The sequence below is a fragment of the candidate division WOR-3 bacterium genome (assembly GCA_016867815.1).
Taxonomy (GTDB): Bacteria; Hydrothermota; Tepidihabitantia; order Tepidihabitantales; family Tepidihabitantaceae; genus UBA2258.
This window is the reverse complement of the sequence record VGIR01000007.1, coordinates 1-16,956: the sequence shown is the minus strand read 5'-3', so window position 1 is coordinate 16,956 and position 16,956 is coordinate 1. Positions and strand designations below refer to the sequence as shown.

Genomic DNA, 16,956 nt, shown 5'->3' with positions numbered 1-16,956 from the left:
CGGCTTCCATCCGCCGGCACGGTCACCGGAACCGGCTTTGATGCAGGGACTAAGGAGGACCGATGACTTTATCGCTACGTTTCGCGGCTGCGGCCGCCGCCCTGGCCATTTTGCTCGGAGCCGGATGCGAGAAGAACTCCGCACCTGAGCCGCCGACCGTTCAGGGCACGACGAGAGCCCGGCCGGGAGATACCCTCAGCTTTCGTTTCAGCAGTACCGACCCGGAAGATGACAGTGTGTTCTTCATGATCTCATGGGGTGACGGTGCCACCAGCCAGTGGTCGCCGGCCACCGCGAACGGGGAGGAATACGCTCAGGCTCACGTCTACACCGATTCAGGAGATTACTACATCAAGGCCAAGGCCAAAGACGGACTCAACGCCGAGTCCGACTGGTCGGACTCGATCCGGGCAAGGGTCGGGTCGTATCCGCCCGAAACGCCGTTCCGGCCCAGCGGCCCTGTCAGTTGCTCTACCGGCCTTGCCTACACGTGGAGAGTCAAGGCCGTGCACCCGTTGCACGATAGCGTCTCCTTCCAGTTCTCCTGGGGCAGCGGCGACACCTCAAGTTGGGGACCCTTCGTTGCCAGCAACCAGTCCTATGATGAGGTACACACCTATAGCCTGGCCGGCCTGTTCCGGGTTACCGCCCGTGCCCGCGATGCCCGGGGACTGGAATCAGGGTGGTCGGAGACGCTGCTCGTCAGAGTGGACTCTGCTTCGACCATTCCGCAAGGAGCGCCGCGTAACCTAGCGCTTTCCGCCGCCACCGATTCGACCGTCAGGGTTGTCTGGTCTGCTCCGACCGACACCGCTTTCAACCCGAGCCGCTACGTGGTCCTGTTCAAGGAAGTCGGCGCGACCAACTTCGACTCAGTGGGCGGCGCCCCTGCCGACAGCTTCGTCCACAACCCGGTTGGCCGAACAGGGACATACAAAGTCGCGGCCGTGTACGACAGCAGCAAGGTCAACTCGGCTCAGTCGCCGTCCACCATACCGGTCGCCAACAGCCTGCGGTGGATTCCGGAACTGAGTGTCACCGGGACAAACACCGGCTACGGCTGGGACCGGACAACCGGTCAAGCCTTCCTGTACGACATGACGACGCCCGACAGCCTCGCCAAGGTTGACTTCTACATCTCCGACTTTGCTGCCGGTTTCACCGGCCCCGACTACTTTACGGCAAGCCCGGACACGGCACCCGATGACCCGGGTGGCGCAGTGCCGTCGGGCGCCTGGCACATCACGGAGTTCAGTCACCTCGACAGCACCGCGACCGAGCAGAGCGCCCTGCCCAGGTACACACCTTCGCGGTACGACAAGACCGGCGCGCTGGACTCTCTGCCCAGGCTGGTCGCCTGCTACACCACTGAAGACCAGCGCTACGCGCTGATTCGCGTGTCCGACGCCAGGCCGACAGCTGGCGAAGTCTACCTGGAAACCTGGTTCCAGTTGATCAAGGGACTGCGCCTGATCCAGCACTTCTAGCTCCTAGCAGGAGCAAAGAGCAACCGGCAGGGGCGATTCGCTCCTGCCGGTTGAGGTTTGTGGTCAGCAGTGCCGGGCGGTCACGCGAACGGACACGGGCCGGTAGGCTGCGGGAAGGCGGACTAGGGCCGAACCGTGGTATAGAAAGACTGACGTCCCCGGAAGACCCGAAGGAGCAACGGCCGACCGGTGTTGGCCATCACCTTCTCGATGCGCTCAAAGTCCGCCACGTTGCGTACCGGCGCGAGGTTGACTTCGTTGACCACGTCGCCCGTCCGCAGCCCGGCTTCCGCGCCGGTGCCGCCCTCGACCTGGGTGATGGCGATTCCGTATTCCGGCCCGCCGGTTTCCGACTCCGAACCGCGGTAGTCGCTCACCACGATCCCCAACCAGTTCCTGGTTGAGATGATCTTCGGACCTCTCTGCACCGGTACGACCCATGATGCGAGAGTCGCCGTCACCGTCATCCGCTGTCCTGCGCGAACCAGGTTGAACGTGACTGCCGTGCCCGGCCTGCGGCCGGCTACCTCGCTCTGGAACCAGCGTGCGTCCGGAATCGGCTTGCCGTCAACTGTGACAATGGCATCGCCCGGCCTGATGCCGGCATTGTCGCCGGGCCGGCCCGGCTCGACCGCCGCAACCAGCACACCGCTACGCGTGCGCAGGCCCAAAGCCTGACGGATGCCTTCGGTTATCGCCTGGGTCGAGATGCCGAGAAAGCCGCGGGTCACCGTGCCGTCGCGGATGAGCTGCTCGGCAACGGACCTCGCCAGGTTCATGGGCGTAGCGAAGCCGATACCGGTCGGACCTGCGCGGGTCGTGCGGATGAAGCTGTTGACTCCGACCACCCGTCCCCGGATGTCGATGAGTGGTCCGCCCGAGTTGCCCGGGTTGACCAGCGCGTCGGTCTGGATGAAATCCTGGAAGTCGGGTCCGGACGACTTGGCCTCGCCCCAGCGCGACAGCCCGCTCACGATGCCCGCAGTTGCCGTGCCTTCAAGTCCGAACGGACTGCCCATGGCCATGACCGGCTGGCCGATCTCGAGTTCCGCGGAGTTGCCAAGTGGCGCCGGCGCGAACACCCGCTTCGTTTTCACCCGGATGACCGCGAGGTCGGTGAGTGGATCCACACCGACCACGACGACGGCGTTGCCGCTGTAGGTCTCACCGTCAGAGAACCGGACAGTCAGGTCCGCATAACCTGCCACCACGTGGTGGCAGGTAAGGATGTGACCGAGGGTGTCGATGACGAACCCGCTGCCCAGCGCCTGTGTCTCGGCGAGCCCGGGGCGGCCCGTGTCCGCTCCTGCTGCTGGGCCCACCTTATCGGTGATGATGCTGACAAGAGACGGGCGCACGGCGTCGGCCGCGGACACGAAGCTGACCTGAGCCGCCGTCGCGCCCGCCAGCGCCAATATGCCCGCCAATAGCTTGATACCCATTCTCCCCGTTCCCTTTTCGGCGACCTTTGGTCTCTACCCTCTGGCGCCGGCCTTTCCGATTCGGAAACCCTCTTCCAGGCACTTGACGTTGAGAGGGATCAGCGTGGCCTTCTTGGCGAACTCGTGTTTGGTCATCTCGACCACGGCGTCGAATGGCACGAGTCCGCTGGCGCCGACATAGGCGCCGAGCATCACCATGTTCGCGGCCTTGCCTGAACCTGCGTCTATCGCAATCTGGTTGGCCGGCACATCGACGACGACGACATCTTTCCGGTCCGGCCGGACCGTGATGAGCGACGTGTTCACGATACAGAGTCCGCCGGGGCGCTGTGTCGGACAGAACCGTTCGAGCGAGGGCCGGTTCATCACCACGGTGTCACGGGGATTCGATACAATCGGCGAGGCTATCGGCTCGTCGCCGATGATGACCGTGCAGTTGGCCGTGCCGCCTCGCATCTCGGGTCCGTACGACGGCAGCCAGACGACTTCCTTTCCCAGTTCCATGCCGACCTCAGCCATCAACTTGCCGGCAAGCATCACTCCCTGTCCACCGAAACCGGCGAAGACCGTCTCGACCTGCATCTCACACCGCCTTTCCCACGGCTTCGGCGGGCTTCTCCCCGGCCGGAGCTTCCTCGAAGACCTTGAAGTTCTGCACCGGGTAGTAGGGAACCATGTTCTCCTGCAGCCACTTCGTGGCGTCGAAGGGCGTCATTCCCCAGTTGGTCGGACAGGTGGAAAGGACCTCGACGAAAGTGAAGCACTTGTTGTCGCGCTGCAGTTCGAAGGCGGTCTTGAGCACGCGCCTGGCTTTCACCACCTGCTGCGGCGTGTGGACCGCGACGCGTTCGATGAAACCCGGGGTGCGCAGGCTGGCAAGCAGCTCGCACATCCGTATCGGGTAGCCAACGTCCTTCACGTCGCGGCCCTTGGGGCTGGTAGTACTGACCTGTCCCGGCATCGTGGTCGGGGCCATCTGGCCGCCGGTCATCCCATAGATGGCATTGTTGACGAATACTACCGTGAACTTCTCGCCCCGGTTGGCGGCGTGGATGATCTCGGCCATGCCGATCGAAGCCAGGTCGCCGTCGCCCTGATAGGTGAAACAGATGAGGTCCGGCCTCGCCCGCTTGACGCCGGTGGCAAGGGCCGGGGCGCGCCCGTGCGCGGCCTGCTGGAAATCCATGTTGAAGTAGTTGAACGCGAGCACGGAACACCCGACCGGCGCGATGCCCACGGTGCGCTCGCGCAGGCCCAGTTCGTCGATTACCTCGGCCACCAGCCGATGGATGACGCCGTGCGTGCAGCCCGGGCAGTAGTGCGTCGACGCCAAGGTGAGAGACTCAGGTCGCTTGAACAGGGTCTTCATGACTTGCCTCCATTCAGCCGGGTCTTGACCGCGGTGACGACCTCTTCCGGAGACGGCACGATGCCGCCGGAACGTCCGAAGAAGTAGACCGGCTTCTCGTGCCCCATGGCACAGCCTACGTCCTCGACCATCTGGCCCATGGACATCTCGACCGACATCAGGAACTCGGCCTTGCGCCCCAGCTCCAGTATCTTGGCATCCGGGAACGGGAAGAGCGATATCGGCCGCAACAGCGCCGCGGCGATGCCCTGCGCGGCAAGTTGAGCTATCGCCGTCTTGCAGATGCGGGCGGTCGTACCGTAGGCAACGAGCAGGACCCGGTAGGGCTTGTCGGTGTTGTACTCCTCGAACCTGACCTCCTCTCGCTTCATCTTCTCGTATTTGGCCGCCAGCGTGATGTTGAGCTCCTCTTCGACCGACGGCGCCAGGTGGAGTGAATTGACCACGTTCGGCTTGCGTCCCCTGGCTCCGGTCGTGGCCCAATCCTTGGGCGGCAGGGGCGGGAAGTTCGGTTCCTTGAACTCAACCGGCTCCATCATCTGACCGATCATGCCGTCGCCGACAACCAGCACCGGACCGCGATACCGGTCTGCCCGGTCAAAGGCCAAAGGCATCATGTCAACCGCCTCCTGTACCGAGGAAGGAGCCAGCACCAGGCACCGGTAGTCGCCGTGACCGCCGCCCTTGACCGCCTGACGATAGTCGCCCTGCGAAGGAAGGATGCCGCCCAGGCCCGGGCCGGCGCGGACGATGTTCACAAACACCGCCGGCAGTTCGGCCGCGGCAATGTAGCTGATCCCCTCGACCATCAAGCTGATGCCCGGGCTCGACGACGTGGACCAGGCTCGGGCTCCTGCCCCGGCCGCGCCGTAGACCATGTTCACCACCGCCACTTCGCTCTCCGCCTGCAGGTAGGCCCCTCCGACCTCGGGCATGCGGCGCGACAGGTACTCCGCCACCTCGGACTGCGGGGTGAGCGGGTAGCAGAAATAGACCAGTCCGCCGGCCCGAATCGCCGACTCCGCAATCGCCTCGTTGCCCTTCATCAGTACTTTTGCCATGTGCTTGCTCCCTCTAGGCCGCGTCTTCCTGCTCTACTGTGATTGCCACTTCCGGGCACATGAACGCGCAGAAGCGGCAGCCGATGCAGGCCGGTTGGTTTTCCGGATAGGAGAAAAAGTAACCCTTGTCGTTTATCTCCTTGGTCAACGCCAGCACCTTCTTCGGGCAGGTGTTGACGCATAGCCCGCAGCCTTTGCAGCGGTTCTTCTCGATGGTCACCTTGTTGACTTTGGCCATAATGCTCCTGTCATACTACAGCCCGCCATCATTAGGAATCAGTGATTGGCAATCGGTCATTGCTGGACCCGGTACTTTCCTATCCAGTTCGACCGCTCCCACGGCTTCAGCATCAGCCGGTCCAGGACCATTACCGGGTAGCGGCACTTGTCCGCGGCGAAACGGTCGAGCATGGCTCGCTGCACCGCCACAAAGGCGATGCGGGCGCCGGTCTTTCTTGCCAGCGCCTCGCCCAGCTCAATCCCCTCCTCGATGACCGACGGAGTGGTTTCCTCGACCAGGTGGGAGTTGACCACGATGCGGTCCACGTTGATTCCCGCTGCGGCGCTGATGCCGGCCATCATCCTCTCGGCCTCCTCCACCGTGGCCGTGAAAGGCCGCCGCGAATTCAGCACTAAGAGACTCGAGTAATCCTCCGGCCGCATACCTTCGGCAATCGAAGCCATCACCCTGGCCCCGGCCGGGTCCCCGCCCAGGTCGAGCACGACCACGGGGCCCTCGCTACTCGCCTTTCGCCCTTCGCCTTCCGCTTGATTCGAGCTTTGCCCTCTTCGTGCCTTGGTGTCTTGGTGGCAGTCTCCGTTCCGTCGTTCTCCGTCCTCTCGCCGCTCAATCGCTCCCTTCACCTCCGGCACAATAACCGGCAGGTCCGCGTTCGCCAGCGCCCCGCCCGGGATCAGCACCTCGACGCCCTGGCTCCGTAGCTGCTCCCTCACCTCGCGACTGCGGAAATAGAGGTTCACGATGTCCAGGTCGGCAATCGACACCCTGCGTCCGAGTTCCCGCATCCGCAGCGTGAAGTTGACCGCGACCTCGGTCTTGCCCGACCCGAACCCGCCGCAGAAGATGCTGATGCGTCTCAGTTCCTTCAGGAAGGCTTCAGCGTGGAACCAGTTCACCCGCTCCGCGGTCTTCGATCCCGGGTCTGGCGGTGCGCACGCGCCCGCCACACCATCGCCGGCAGTCCGTGGGCCTCGTGTAATCATGGAGTTGATAGACTACAGCCAACCGGCGTCATGGTCAAACTTGCCAAATGCCTGCAGGCAGGCTTCGACATCCTAACCCCGCCTGCTTCGCAGACCGAGCCATCGGGTCAGTTGTGTCTCGCGCTGCACCGCTCTTCGTTCATCGCGAGGCAGCGACCGTAGTATCGTTGGCCGCCTGCTCGTTTGCGTCAATAGTGATGAGCCACGCCCGTCGGCCGACAACAAACGCCGGTTTTACATCTCCCGCCCATCAGCAGTCATCGCAGATGGACGCTGCCGAAGGCCGTTAGTTATCCAGTTGGCAGATAGCAGCTAGGGCGAAGCGACCCCACACCGCTCATGACTGACGACTGCGGCGGCTACCGCGGACCCGCGCTGCCAGCTTGACCAGTTCGACTGACCAGAAAACCGCCGTACTCACTGCCAGGCTGAAGAGGAGTTCCAGCGGGGTCAACGCGACCGTGTAGAATACCCGCTGGAGGAACGGGACGTAGGTCACTGCCAGTTGCAGCCCGAGGGTCAGTACCACCGTAGCGTACAGCAGGTAGTTCACCTTCCGGCCGCGAGAGAATAGTGAGTCACATTCGGACCGGGTTGCGAGGGCGTTGCCCATCTGCCCCATCGTCAGCGTCGTGAATATCATCGTCTGCCAGTGGCCCTGGTGGTTCACTAACCACGACACGTAGCCGACGGCCAGCGAAGTCAGTCCCATCATCAACCCAACCCAGACAACATCGATGGCCAGGCCTCGACCGAATATGTTCTGTGACGGGTGGTAGGGACGTCGTCGCATCGTGTTCCGCTCAGCCGGCTCCACAGTCAACGCCAGGCCGGGCAGGCCATCGGTCACCAGGTTGACCCAGAGAATCTGGACCGGGAGCAGCGCCATAGGCATACCGAGGAAGGGAGCCAGCAGCATCACCCAGATCTCCCCTGCGTTTGACGTCAGGGTGTACTTGAGGAACTTGCGGATGTTGTCATAGATGACCCGGCCCTCTTCGACCGCCGCGACTATCGTTGCGAAGTTGTCGTCGAGCAGCACCATGTCGGCCGCTTCCTTGGAGACATCGGTGCCGGTGATGCCCATGGCGACGCCGATGTCGGCCCTTCTGAGTGCCGGCGCGTCGTTCACGCCGTCACCGGTCATCGCCACGATGTGGCCCTTCTTCTGCAGCGCCTCGACGATTGCCAGCTTGTGTTCGGGCGCCACGCGGGCGTACACGGACGTTCGTTCGACGGTACTCTGGAGCTCTTCGGCGGAAGTCCGCGAGAGGTCGACGCCGGTAAGCACTTCCGTGTCGGTGCCGGCCATGTCGAGTTCGGAGGCGATGTAGCGCGCGGTCAAAGGATGGTCCCCGGTTATCATCACCGGCCTGACCCCTGCCGCCCGGCACGTCGCGACCGCGTCCTTCACTTCCGCCCGGGCCGGGTCAATCATCGCCACCATCCCGACGAAGACCATGCCCCGCTCGGCTGTCGCCTCGTCCACCGTTGCCGGCAGCTCGGCCAGGGGCCGCACCGCCAGCCCGAGCACCCGCATGCCGCTCAGGGCAAGGCGGTCGTTGGCCGCCTCGACGCGGCCGCGTACCTCTGGCCCCATCGGCGTGACCGAATCGCCGGCAAGCACGCCGACGGCATCGGACAGAATGACGTCGACCGCGCCCTTCATTATTGCGGCGTAACGAGAATCCCCGACCACGGCCGCCAGCACCTGGCCGGCCCGGCCGCCTTTGTTGGCGTCCAGTTCGTGCACGGTCGTCATGCGTTTGCGCTCGGAGCTGAACGGCACTTCGGCCACGCGGGACAGCGCCTGTTCGAGTTCGGGCTTGCTGAAGCCGAACCGGCTGGCGGCGACCACGAGTGCTCCCTCGGTCGGGTCGCCAATCGCCCGGTGGCGGCCGTCCTCGCCGATTTCGAGTGCGGCGTCGTTGCATAGAGCGCCGCCGACCAGCAGCAACTCGATGGCGGTCACCGGCGCGCCGGCCTTCTCTACGTCGACATGCGTGGTGTCAGGCGTGACCTCCAACCGGTGGCCAAGGACATCAAGCACCGTCACCGTCATCCGGTTCTCGGTGAGCGTACCGGTCTTGTCCGAGCAGATGACGTCCACCGACCCCAAGGTCTCGACCGCCGGCAGCTTGCGCATCAGAGCGCGGCGCCTCAGCATCCTCTGCGCGCCCAGGGCCAGGGCGATGGTTACAACCGCAGGCAAGGCCTCGGGCACGGCCGCGACCGCCATGCTGATGGCGGTCAGCACCAGCACCCGGATGTCGGCCTTGTGCTGCAGCAGGCCAAGCACGAATACGATCACCACGAGTACAATCACGGCCAGCAGCAGCCCACGGCTGAGTTGCGCCATCCGCCGCTGGAGCGGAGTCGGCTCGCGTTCGACTCCCTGGAGCATATCGGCGATGCGTCCGAGCTCCGTGGTCATGCCCGTGCTGGTGACCACCATTGCACCGCGACCGGCCACGACCGCCGTCCCCATGTAGGCCATGTTTCGACGATCACCGAGGGCGCGGTCTCCCTCGGGTAGCGGCTCGCAAGTCTTCTCGACCGGCTCGGATTCACCGGTCAGCGTCGACTCCTGGATGCGCAGGTTGGCAGCGTCGAGCAGTCGGCCGTCGGCCGGGACATGGCTGCCGGCCTCGAGCATAACAATGTCGCCGGGCACGAGCTCGCGTGCCGACAGCTCAACGACATGTCCTCCCCGTCGGATACGTACCGTCGGCACGGCAAGCGACTTGAGCGCCTGTATCGCGCGCTCGGCGCGGTACTCCTGGAAGAAACCAAGGACGGCGTTCAGTATCACTATCGCGAGGATGACGATGGCATCGGTGTGTTCACCCAGCACGACGGACACGATGCCGGCGCCGACAAGAAGGAACACCATCACCGAAACGAACTGGTCTCTGAGAATCGCCAGCGGGCTCTTTCCCCCGTGCTCGATCAGCGCGTTCTGCCCGTATCTCGCCAGCCGCGCCTGCACTTCGCTCGCACTCAGCCCGTCCCGGTGCGATGCGACGCGGCTCAGCGCTGCATCAGCGGTAAGCTGATGCCATTCAACCTGCTCGTCGCCAGCTTCTCTCTGTGTCATGGGTGTCTATTCTGCCGACCGGCGGCGCATGGTCAAGCCCAGACGCCGCCGGTCAATTGACTTCTCTATGCCTTCTCGGTTGTTGCCTTCTCGTCTGTCTCTTTCCTGTCTTTGAGCAGGTCGGCAATCATGCCGACGCTGGCCATCACACCCGATGCCTCGTAGGGGACAAAGAGTTTGCTGGCTTTGCCGTCCGCCATCTTGGCGAGTGCTTCGAGGTACTTGATGGTGATCAGGTCCTTGGTCGGATTGCCCTTGTGGATGGCACCGTAGACGCGCTCGATCGCCTGTCCCTCGCCCTCGGCGACGGTCAGCAGCCGGAACTTGTCGGCCGCCGCGACCTTCTCGATGGCTACGGCCTGACCTTCGGCCTGCAGTATCCGCGACTGCTTCTCGCCGTCGGCCTTGAGAATCGCCGCCGACTTGATTCCCTCGGCCTCAAGGACTACCGCCCGCCGCTCGCGCTCCGCCTTCATCTGCCGGTGCATCGCCTCGGTCACGTCCGACGGCGGCTCGATCCGCTGCAGTTCGACGCGCGTCGCCCGCGCTCCCCACTTGTCGGTCGCCTCGTCGAGCACGTCGCGCAGCTTGGCATTGATACGTTCGCGCGAGGTGAGCGACTCGTCGAGGCTCATGTCGCCGATGACGTTGCGCAGGTTGGTCTGGGCCAACTTGATCGTCGCCAGCCGGAACTGGGCGACGTTGTACAGCACCTTGACCGGGTCGGTCACCTCGTAGTAGATGATGGCGTCGACCGTCACCGTCGCGTTATCCTTGGTGATGACCTCCTGCGGCGGCACGTCTACAACCTGCTCACGCATGTCGACCTTGATCAGCCGCTCGATGAAGGGAACGATGAAGTTCAGGCCGGGTTGGACGGTTCTCTGGTACTTGCCGAGCCGCTCGACACAGGCCCGCTCGTAGGGACGAATCGTCTTGATGCCCATCAGGGCCATCAGAAAGAGGAAGATCAGAATGACTACCAGCAGTGTTCCGCTCATCAACAACTCCCTTCTTTTTCGGGTTCGACCACCAGGTGGGTTCCATCGACCGCGACTACCCTGACCGTCGCGCCGGTCGGGAGCTCGCACTGCGCCGTTGCCCGCCACTCTTCGCCGCGCACCTTCACGCGACCCAGTTCGGGTGGCCGGATGTCGGCAATCACCCGGCCGCCCATGCCCACCCACCGGTTGGCGCCGACCGGCTCTGGTTCGGCATGAGTGATCCTCCGCGCAATCCGCTGCGAGAAGACGACCATCAAGCTCGACAGAACGACAAAGACCCCGAACTGGATGTAAGAGTTATACACGAATATCGCCAAGATGCCGGTGATGACGCCGGCGACGCCGAACCAGATAATGACAAACCCCGGCACGACCATCTCCAGGGCAGCCAGAATCAGGCCCGCGATTATCCAGACTGCCGGCGTTAGTTGAAACACGAGGACCTCCCGGTTAGTTCATGGCTCGCACAGTCCACTCATTATGATGGCAAGGACTATGCCGATGTCAAGTCGTCTGGACGGCAAGTCGTCTGGACGGCAAGCGGGAACTCGGCGAGGACCGAGTAGGCCGGCCCGGCCGGCCCAAGCACGCTGCGCATGAGGACAAAGCGGTCGATCACGAACGGCTCGGATTCGAACCGAACGGCGGCAGCCTTGCTCACATCATCGGGCGTACGCAGACGGCCGATGGTCAGGTGCGGACTGAACGGCCGCCGCTCGGGCTGGTAGCCAACTGAGGTCAGCGCTCGGACAACTTCTGCCTGCAGATTGCAGACTTCTCGCCTGCCCTGCTCTGTGCCAATCCAGACGACCCGAGCCCGCGACGAACTCGGAAACGCTCCGAGCCCTCTCAACTGTGCAGTGATTGAACTGTGCTGACGCGCAACCGCGGAAAGCCGGGCAGTCGCAGCATCAAGGAACTCCTGAGGCACTTCCCCGAGGAATGCCAGCGTCAGATGCATCAGTTCCGGCCTGACCCAGCGCACGACCGGGCCCTGCTGGCGCTGGAGACTAACCAGCAGGTCGGCAATCTGACGCCGCGCGCCCTCGGAAATGCTGAGTGCCACGAAGGAGCGGATCGCCTCGCTCAGGAGATTTCCCCCAGCACCCGGTGGCAGAGCCACAGCGCGGCTTCAGCCGACTGCTCCTTCACTGACCTGCGACCTCCTCGGAACAGGTGGCGCTCGACCATCACTCGTTCTGCGGTCGTCACACAGATGTAAACGAGCCCGACCGGCTTCGCCCCAGTCCCGCCGCCCGGACCGGCGATTCCGCTGACCGCAACGCCGACCTGGGTTGCGAACTTCCGGCGAACCCCTGCCGCCATTTCTCTGACGGTCGGTTCGCTGACCGCCCCCCACTTCGTGAGAGTCGGCTCTCTCACGCCGAGGACTCTCGTCTTGACTTCGTTCGAGTAGGCAATCACACCGCCGACGAAGTACTCGGAACTCCCCGGAACATCTGTCAGCCGGTCACCAATCAGACCGCCCGTACAGGACTCGGCAACGGACAGGGTCAAACCTGTCTTCTTGAGCAGCCGGCCAACAAGCCGCTCGACCCTTGTTGCCCTCGGGATCGACATCAGTGATACCTCAGGACCGGCAAGAGAAGGAGGACGAGTCGCAGTACAAGATTAGCGCAGATCCCGGCGAGCACGTCGTCCATCATGATGCCCCAGCCGCCCGGCAGACGCTGGGACTTGTCAATGAAGGGCAGCTTGACGATATCGAAGAACCGCCAAAGCAGGAACCCGACGCCCAAGCCCCACAACGACACAGGGTTGAGAAAGAAGGTCACGAGGGTCCCGACGACCTCGTCAATCGTGACCCGATGCGGGTCCTTGCCCCAGACTCGTTCGAGGTCCGTGGCAATCGGTACGCCCACGAAGAAAAGTAGGACAGCGGTCGCGGCGTTCCAGACGGGCAATCTTGCCAGAAAGAAGGCCGGCAACAGCACGAACAAGCTCGTCGCTGTTGCCGGCGCAATCGGGAAGTAGCCGGTGAAGAGGCCGCTGCCGACCAGCGCCTCCAGGAAGAAGCGCGTCCGCCCTAGCGGCGGCGCTTGCTCGGGAACTTCTGCTCCCACTCGACCACCGCGTTCGCCACCACGAAGATCGACGAGTAGGTACCCATCACCATACCGACCAGCATGATGGCGGCGAAATCTCTGATGCTGGCAGCGCCAAGGAGGAGGAGCGCAATCAGGACGAAGAACACGGAAAGCCCGGTGATGACGGTGCGGCTCAATGTCTCGTTCAGAGCCCGGTTCACAATCTGGAGGAACGTCTCCTTGCGGATCTTGCGCACGTCCTCACGGATACGGTCGGACACGACGATCGAATCGTTGACCGCGTAGCCGATGACCGTGAGTAGAGCCGCAATGACCGTCATCGTTATCTCCATGCCGGTCAGCGACAGGAAGCAGAGTTCGATGACGGTCACGAAGACCAGCGACATCACCGCGGCGACGCCGAACTGAAAGTTGAACCGGAAGCTGACGTAGATGAGTATGCCGATCAGGCCGATGGCCAGCGCCAGCAGCACCTTGCCCTGCAGTTCCCTGGAGACCTGCGGGCCGACCGTCTCCTCGCGCAGGACTTCGAACGGGTTGTCGGAGAACGCCGCTGACAACTGCCGGCCGAGAACCGAACTGAAGGTCTCCTGCCCGCCGAAGTCTTTCGGCTTCACCCGGACAAAGAAGTCACCGCGTTCGTCCTGCTGGATGGTCGCGCCGCCCTCACCGACGGCGCTCAACGCCGACCGCATCGCTTCGACCGAGACCCGCTTCTCGAACCGGATCTGCAGCAGGCTGCCGCCGGTGAAGTCTACGCCGTACTTGAAGCCGCGGAACACGAGGCTGCCGATGCTGATCAACAGCAGGACTCCGGTGAGTCCGAAGAAGAGCCCCCGCTTGCCGGCAAAGTCGATGTGAGTTTCAGGTATCAGTCTCATGTGTTAAACCCTCAGTTTGTTGACGTGGAAGCGGCTCAGCCACCAGTCGAATATCCATCTCGTAACGAATACTGCTGTCAGTACGTTGATGATCAAACCGGCGGTCAGCGTTATGGCGAACCCTCGAATGGCGCCCGTGCCGACGAAGTAGAGCGCGATGGCGGTTATGATGGTAGTCGCGTTGGAGTCGATGATGGTGACGAACGCCCGCGCGTAACCGGTATCGACCGCGGCAAGGTTGGTCTTGCCCGCCCGCATCTCCTCTCGTATTCGTTCGAACACCAGCACGTTCGCGTCCACGGCCATGCCGATGGTCAGAGCGATACCGGCCAGTCCCGGCAGAGTCAGGGTTGCCCGCAGGCCGGCCAGAACCGCGAGCAGAAAGAAGATGTTAAGCGCCAGCGCGATCACCGCCAGCACTCCGCCCACCGAGTAGTAGATGATCATGAACAGGACCACCGCCAGCGAACCGACGACGGCAGCCAGGATACCGCGCCGAATCGAGTCGCTGCCAAGCGAAGCGCCTACCGAGCGCTCCTCGACGATCCGTACCGGCGCCGGCAGCGCACCGGACCGCAGGACAATCGCCAAGTCACGCGATTCGTCAGGATTGACATCATTGGTGGTAATCATGGCGTTGCCATCCGGGATCCGTGACTGGATTACCGGCGCGGACTTCACGACATTGTCGAGCACGATTGCCAGCCGGCGCCCGATGTTGCGGCCCGTGACCTGCGCGAACACTCCCGCGTCCTTGCGTCCGAGCGAAAGATTGACAATCCAGGTATTCGACAGTCCCGGCTCCGAACCCTGGTAAGGAGCCGGCCTGGCATCCTTGATGGCGGAACCCAGCATCTCCGGTTCGGCCTTGAGCATGTACAGACGGCGCACTGGGCTGCCTTCTACCGGCTCGGACGGCCCAAAGAGGAACTCGTATCCTTCCGGCCAGTACGGCCGGGCGCGTTCCAGGAGCATCTTGAACTCCGCATAGTCGCGTTCATCAACGCTGAAATCGCCGCCCGTGGTTCGAACGTAGCTCAGGAGAGCTCCCTCTTCGATCTCGCCGGCAGCAGCCAAGCCGGTGTCCTTGCCGGTCGTGTCGAGCATCGCCTGTAGCACCGAAGTATCCGCCTTGACGGCCGGAGCTGCTTCGGCCTTGGCGGCCTTTCCGGTATCGGCACCGGACCCGGCTTTCGTCTTCTCGTCCACCACTTTCAGCGCGTCATAGGTCGCGCGTTCTTCCTGGACGAGCTGGAACTTGAGCTGCGCGGTCTGACCGATCAGGTTCTTTGCCCGTTCGCGGTCCACGCCGGGAAGCTGGACGAGTATGCGATCCCGGCCGACCTTCTGAATGACCGGCTCGAACACACCGAATTCATCAACACGGTTCCGGATGACCTCAAGCGCACGGTCGCCCGCGTCCTTGGCATCCTCGGCCGACAGCTTACTCTTATCGACCTCCAGGGTCAGATGCATGCCGCCAACTATGTCCAGCCCCAGATTGAGCGAGCGCTTGTGGACGCTCGCCTTCACATTCTGGAGTTCGGCGATCTCGAGTGCGACCCGGCCGCTGTCGTCCTTGTTCGTCGCCCGGGCGAGCCGCTCGTTGAGCGCTTTCTCCTGCTTTGGTATAGCCGAATACAGACGGTACGTCGGGTACAGGGCCCAGATACTCAGAGCTACGACGACTAGAAGCCCGATAAACTTGACTCTTATTCCCTTCAAGAGTGAACCTCCATGATCCGCTTCATTTCCGCAACCGCGTCCTGCAATCCGGTGTAGATCGCCCTCGCCACTATCGCGAACCCGATGCTGTAACCGGCGGCAATCCGATTCCCCAGAACCGGCACAACGTTTCGATAACCAAGACCGTGCCCCACGTGAACCAGCAGGCCCGCCTTTTCGGCAACCCGGCCGGCGGTCGTGAGTTCTTCCAGCAGCCGCGGGCCGCGCGACCAGCCCCGGCTGTAACGGTCAGTGTTCAGCTCGACCACTTCTGCCCCGATCCGGCCGGCTGCCTCGACTTGGGCGGTGTCCGGCTCGATGAAGGTGCTGACCCGTATTCCTGCCTTCTTCAGCCGTTTCACTACCGGCTCCAGCCTGCTCCGCTCCTTCAACAGGTCAATGCCGCTCGTGGTCGTTATCTCCGTCTTCAGTTCCGGGACCAACGTCACCTGGTCAGGCCTGACCCGGACCATCAGCCGAACCAGATCATCGACAGCCGCCATCTCCACGGTGAGTTCGGTCTTCACCGTCGCGCGCAACAACTCGACGTCACGGTCGGTGATGTGCCTGCGGTCCTGACGAAGATGAACTGTGATACCGTCGGCCCCTCCCAGCTCCACGGCAGCTGCCGCCTGTACCGGGTCAGGAAACGACTCGAGTCGTGCCTGGCGCAGCGTCGCGACGTGATCTATGTTGACGGATAGACTGGGCATGGTGGCGGGGATTCTAAGCCAGAAAGCCACAATAGTCAAGGCATGCGGGCCGGCAGGTCAACATCTTGGCGGCGAGCCACTTAGAGCCGAGGCCCGCAACCCGCCAACCCGTACCTCGCCCTCTTTCCCATTCTCAACCTTAACCTCAACCTGTCCCTGGAACTGATTCCCGGCGAATTGAACCACGCGGCGGACCCGCGGCTGGGTCTCTCGAAGCACAGCGCGAAGTACGTCGGGAAGTACGTCCAGAAGTGTCTTCAGCCGCGTAGTCTGTTGCGTCGGCACGTGTGTAGTTCGCTCCATCTCGACCTCAATCTCAACCTCTATCCTTCGCTGCTCCGCGCGTTGCTCACGAAGTTCTGCCAGTAGTTGCTCAAGTTGTTGCTCTCGGCGATGTTCGGTTCGATGTTCCTTGCGTTGGCTTTTGACTTCTACCTTTTGACTTTTGACTTCTCCTATGGGCTGATGCCACTCCCCAGGCAGCCTGTGGGCCGCCCACTCCCCGGCAGAACTGTGGTCCGAGAGCGGTATACCACTACATGTAGATGGCAATCAGGGCCTCTCCTTCTCCCTCTCCCTCTCCCTCTCCTACCCGAGGAGAGGGTCGGGGTGAGGAGTCCATCGAATTGGTGACTCCGCAGGGACAGGACTTGCGCACGAGACCGGCTGCGGGTCAAAGCAGAGGATGTCCCTGTCTTAGTTGAAAATCAGTAGCGGTTCCCCTGCCCGGATGGTAGCATCTGGGTTGTTTGAATGTTATGAAAGGAGAACCGCTGTGAGAAAGTACCGGAGATGGTCGTCGGCTGCAAGTCGGAACGTCAGGTCGGCAGGCAGGCAGGTGCTGGCTTCGCTGGATCAGGAGGATGCCTTGGAGCTATTGCAGG

At 63.0% G+C, this 16,956-nt stretch carries 17 protein-coding genes; 2 read left to right on the top strand and 15 right to left on the bottom strand.

The features are described from left to right. The first annotated feature begins 62 nt into the window (after positions 1-62). A complete protein-coding gene (locus tag FJY68_02065; protein ID MBM3330622.1) occupies positions 63-1,487 on the top strand; it encodes a fibronectin type III domain-containing protein in 1,425 nt (474 codons plus the stop codon). 122 nt (positions 1,488-1,609) lie between these two features. Here the strand turns inward: FJY68_02065 and FJY68_02060 are convergent, their stop codons facing one another. The 15 genes from FJY68_02060 to FJY68_01990 form a co-directional block, all read right to left on the bottom strand. Continuing rightward, positions 1,610-2,929 carry a PDZ domain-containing protein gene (locus FJY68_02060; GenBank protein ID MBM3330621.1) on the bottom strand — a complete coding sequence of 440 codons (1,320 nt, stop codon included), beginning with the start codon at positions 2,927-2,929 and terminating at the stop codon, positions 1,610-1,612. A gap of 33 nt (positions 2,930-2,962) precedes the next feature. Continuing rightward, complete coding sequence (locus FJY68_02055) at positions 2,963-3,511, bottom strand: 2-oxoacid:ferredoxin oxidoreductase subunit gamma (GenBank protein ID MBM3330620.1); 549 nt, start codon at positions 3,509-3,511, stop codon at positions 2,963-2,965. A gap of 1 nt (position 3,512) precedes the next feature. After that, entirely contained in the window at positions 3,513-4,298 is a 786-nt protein-coding gene (locus FJY68_02050) for a 2-oxoglutarate oxidoreductase (protein ID MBM3330619.1), read from the bottom strand. Next, positions 4,295-5,359 carry a 3-methyl-2-oxobutanoate dehydrogenase subunit VorB gene (vorB, locus tag FJY68_02045; protein MBM3330618.1) on the bottom strand — a complete coding sequence of 355 codons (1,065 nt, stop codon included), beginning with the start codon at positions 5,357-5,359 and terminating at the stop codon, positions 4,295-4,297. The genes FJY68_02050 and vorB overlap by 4 nt, the downstream gene beginning before the upstream one ends. 13 nt (positions 5,360-5,372) lie before the next feature. After that, positions 5,373-5,597, bottom strand: coding sequence for a ferredoxin family protein (locus FJY68_02040; GenBank protein ID MBM3330617.1), 225 nt, complete (start codon positions 5,595-5,597; stop codon positions 5,373-5,375). 56 nt (positions 5,598-5,653) lie between these two features. Further along, positions 5,654-6,583: a hypothetical protein gene (locus FJY68_02035; GenBank protein ID MBM3330616.1), complete on the bottom strand. Its 930-nt coding sequence runs from the start codon at positions 6,581-6,583 to the stop codon at positions 5,654-5,656. 337 nt (positions 6,584-6,920) lie between these two features. Then, positions 6,921-9,680 carry a cation-translocating P-type ATPase gene (locus FJY68_02030; GenBank protein MBM3330615.1) on the bottom strand — a complete coding sequence of 920 codons (2,760 nt, stop codon included), beginning with the start codon at positions 9,678-9,680 and terminating at the stop codon, positions 6,921-6,923. A gap of 65 nt (positions 9,681-9,745) precedes the next feature. Beyond that, positions 9,746-10,681 (bottom strand): SPFH/Band 7/PHB domain protein, encoded by a 936-nt coding sequence (locus FJY68_02025; GenBank protein MBM3330614.1) that lies wholly within the window; start codon positions 10,679-10,681, stop codon positions 9,746-9,748. After that, entirely contained in the window at positions 10,681-11,121 is a 441-nt protein-coding gene (locus tag FJY68_02020; GenBank protein ID MBM3330613.1) for an NfeD family protein, read from the bottom strand. The genes FJY68_02025 and FJY68_02020 overlap by 1 nt, the downstream gene beginning before the upstream one ends. A 56-nt stretch (positions 11,122-11,177) precedes the next feature. Further along, positions 11,178-11,807: an RNA 2',3'-cyclic phosphodiesterase gene (gene thpR, locus FJY68_02015; protein ID MBM3330612.1), complete on the bottom strand. Its 630-nt coding sequence runs from the start codon at positions 11,805-11,807 to the stop codon at positions 11,178-11,180. Then, positions 11,771-12,265: a CinA family protein gene (locus FJY68_02010; protein ID MBM3330611.1), complete on the bottom strand. Its 495-nt coding sequence runs from the start codon at positions 12,263-12,265 to the stop codon at positions 11,771-11,773. The genes thpR and FJY68_02010 overlap by 37 nt, the downstream gene beginning before the upstream one ends. Further along, on the bottom strand, positions 12,265-12,768 hold the full coding sequence (locus FJY68_02005; GenBank protein MBM3330610.1) for a phosphatidylglycerophosphatase A: 504 nt from the start codon (positions 12,766-12,768) through the stop codon (positions 12,265-12,267). The genes FJY68_02010 and FJY68_02005 overlap by 1 nt, the downstream gene beginning before the upstream one ends. Further along, positions 12,732-13,634 (bottom strand): protein translocase subunit SecF, encoded by a 903-nt coding sequence (secF, locus tag FJY68_02000; protein MBM3330609.1) that lies wholly within the window; start codon positions 13,632-13,634, stop codon positions 12,732-12,734. The genes FJY68_02005 and secF overlap by 37 nt, the downstream gene beginning before the upstream one ends. 3 nt (positions 13,635-13,637) lie before the next feature. Continuing rightward, entirely contained in the window at positions 13,638-15,359 is a 1,722-nt protein-coding gene (gene secD / locus FJY68_01995) for a protein translocase subunit SecD (GenBank protein MBM3330608.1), read from the bottom strand. Beyond that, positions 15,356-16,072, bottom strand: a complete 717-nt coding sequence (locus FJY68_01990) for a pyridoxine 5'-phosphate synthase (GenBank protein ID MBM3330607.1) — start codon at positions 16,070-16,072, stop codon at positions 15,356-15,358. Before FJY68_01990 ends, secD begins: the two co-directional genes overlap by 4 nt. A 177-nt stretch (positions 16,073-16,249) precedes the next feature. Between FJY68_01990 and FJY68_01985 the strand changes: the two genes are divergently transcribed. Next, positions 16,250-16,441, top strand: a complete 192-nt coding sequence (locus FJY68_01985; GenBank protein ID MBM3330606.1) for a hypothetical protein — start codon at positions 16,250-16,252, stop codon at positions 16,439-16,441. The last annotated feature ends 515 nt before the right edge of the window (positions 16,442-16,956 follow it).